Raw genomic sequence first — 2,715 nt, 5'->3', positions numbered from 1 at the left:
ATACAACACGTGGTGAATTAATTGGTCTCGATAGTGAAACCGGTGAGCAACTTTGGACATTAGCAAATAAACAGCCAAATTTAACATTGCGCAGTAGTTCATCTCCGACTGTTTCACAGGGCGGAGTGGTTTATGGACGTTCTGATGGTCATGTTACAGCTGCATTATTAGAAACGGGACAAGGGCTTTGGCAGATTCCCGTTGCTCGTCCATTTGGTGCGACTGAATTAGAGCGTATTGTTGATGTTGACATGAAGCCAATTATTCGTAATGGCATTGTTTATGCCTTAGCTTATAATGGTAACTTAGTAGCCATTGACCTACTTAAAGGTGAAGTGATTTGGACGCGTAAGTATTCCGGTTATAACAATATAGCCTTAGCAGGTACAACGCTGTATATAACTGATTACCAAGGTTCTGTTTACGCTATTAGTAGAAGTTCTGGCCGAGAATTATGGGTTAATAATCAACTTTCTTTTCGTAACCTAACCGGGGTTGCAGTTGCCAATCAATATATTGTTGTGGGCGACGGAGAAGGGTACTTACATTGGATAGACCGTGAAGACGGTCAATTTGTTGCGCAACAGTTACTTGATAAAGAAGGCCTATACGTAGAGCCAGTTGCCAACAGTACGCACCTCTACTTACAAACCCGAAGTGGTAAACTAGTGGTGCTTGAAAAACCATCAATAAATGTACAATAATTAATTAATTATTTACTGTATACTGACAGCCCCTTGCATCAATTGCAGAGGGGCTTTTTTTGTTTTATAGGATTGAAATATGTTACCAGTCATCGCCTTAGTTGGTCGCCCAAATGTGGGTAAATCAACATTGTTTAACCGTTTAACACGTACACGTGATGCATTAGTCGCGGATTTCCCTGGTTTAACGCGAGATCGTAAGTACGGTCAGGCGAAAATAGATGAGCAAGAATTCATTGTGATTGATACCGGTGGTATCACGGGTGATGAAGAAGGCATTGATGCATTAATGGCTGGTCAATCTTTACAAGCAATTGAAGAATCCGATGCCGTTTTATTCTTAGTGGATGCACGTGCGGGTATGACGATTGCCGATGAAGCGATTGCTCAACACTTGCGTAAACAAGATAAAAAAATCTTTATTGTTGCGAATAAAATAGATGGTACTGATGCCGATTCAGTTTGTGCTGAATTCTATGCATTAGCATTAGGTGAAGTTTACCAAATTGCAGCTGCACACGGTAAAGGTGTACGTCAGATGATTGACGTTGCATTAGACGGCTTCTTTGATGACGTTGAAGAAAATGATGATGAATTCGGTGATCAAGAATCTGGCCTTGAGTATGCAGATGAAGATGAAGAAGCGTTAAAAAAAGAACAAGAACGTCTTGCTGCATTACCAATCAAACTCGCTTTGATCGGTCGACCTAATGTTGGTAAATCTACGCTAACTAACCGTATTTTAGGTGAAGAACGTGTATTGGTATTCGATATGCCTGGTACAACACGTGACAGTATCTATATTCCGATGACACGTGATGATCGTGAATATATCTTGATTGATACTGCGGGTGTACGTAAGCGTAAAAAAGTAAATGAAACAGTAGAAAAATTCTCGGTTATCAAAACCTTAAAAGCTATCGAAGATAGTAACGTTGTCATGCTAATTATCGATGCTCGCGATGGTATCTCAGATCAAGATTTAAGCTTATTAGGTTTTACGCTTAACGCTGGTCGTTCATTAGTTATTGCTGTGAATAAATGGGATGGCATGACTGAGTACGATAAAGAACGTGTTAAAAGCGAACTTGATCGTCGTCTTGGTTTTATCGATTTTGCTAAGATTCACTTTATCTCAGCATTACATGGTACAGGTGTAGGCCATTTATATGAATCAGTTGAAGAAGCATATGACTCTTCTACTAAGCGTATCTCTACCTCTATATTAACCCGTATCATGACGATGGCAGCTGATGATCATCAACCGCCTATGGTTGGTGGACGTCGTGTTAAATTACGTTATGCACATGCGGGTGGTTATAATCCACCTCTGATTGTTATCCATGGTAATCAAGTTAAAAAATTAGCGGACTCTTACAAACGTTACTTAATGAACTATTTCCGTCGTTCATTGGGTATTATGGGTACGCCAATTCGTATCGAGTTTAGAGAAGGTAGTAACCCATTTGAAGGTCGTCGTAATAAATTAACGCCGAATCAATTATATAAACGCCAACGTATGATGAAATTCCATAAGAAGAGTAAAAAATAATGCAGTTACCGTGCCCTAAATGTCAAACTGAAGTAGTTCGCTCTGGTGAGTTAAAGCGTCATTGTGAGTCTTGTGATAGTGATTTTAAACTACATATTGCCTGTAATGAATGTGGTCAAGAATTAGAGCGCTTAAAGGCTTGTGGCGCGGTTAATTTTTGGTGTGAGCAGTGCAATGAGCTTAAAAGTAAGTCTTCAGCAGTATACACATTAAAAGACGCTTAATTTAAAGGCTGTTGCTTAAATAGTTGATGATTGAGTAAGCTAGTTATTAGAAGGCTTAACCGCAGGTTAGGTCTTTTTTATTGACAAAATTTAGTGGTTGTAGTCATCAACTAATTTTGGTGTGAAAAATGCAATGAGCTAAAGAGCAAATCTTCAGCTGTGTACACATTAAAAGATGCATAAATAGCTTATTAGTCATCAACTAATTTTTGGTGTGAGCAGTGCAATGAGCTTA

3 protein-coding genes are annotated in these 2,715 nt (G+C 39.1%); all 3 read left to right on the top strand.

Going from position 1 to position 2,715, the window contains the following annotated elements:
- A partial coding sequence (locus tag QNK26_RS12485) for a PQQ-binding-like beta-propeller repeat protein (RefSeq protein WP_319223378.1) occupies window positions 1-704 on the top strand: 704 nt, incomplete at its 5' end.
- A 79-nt stretch (window positions 705-783) separates the two neighbouring features.
- On the top strand, window positions 784-2,256 hold the full coding sequence (der, locus tag QNK26_RS12480; RefSeq protein ID WP_319223376.1) for a ribosome biogenesis GTPase Der: 1,473 nt from the start codon (window positions 784-786) through the stop codon (window positions 2,254-2,256).
- Window positions 2,256-2,480, top strand: coding sequence for a zinc ribbon domain-containing protein (locus QNK26_RS12475; RefSeq protein WP_319223374.1), 225 nt, complete (start codon window positions 2,256-2,258; stop codon window positions 2,478-2,480). Before der ends, QNK26_RS12475 begins: the two co-directional genes overlap by 1 nt.
- The last annotated feature ends 235 nt before the right edge of the window (window positions 2,481-2,715 follow it).

The organism is Moritella sp., assembly GCF_033791185.1.
Lineage (GTDB): Bacteria > Pseudomonadota > Gammaproteobacteria > Enterobacterales > Moritellaceae > Moritella.
This window is presented reverse-complemented; position numbering and strand designations above follow the sequence as displayed.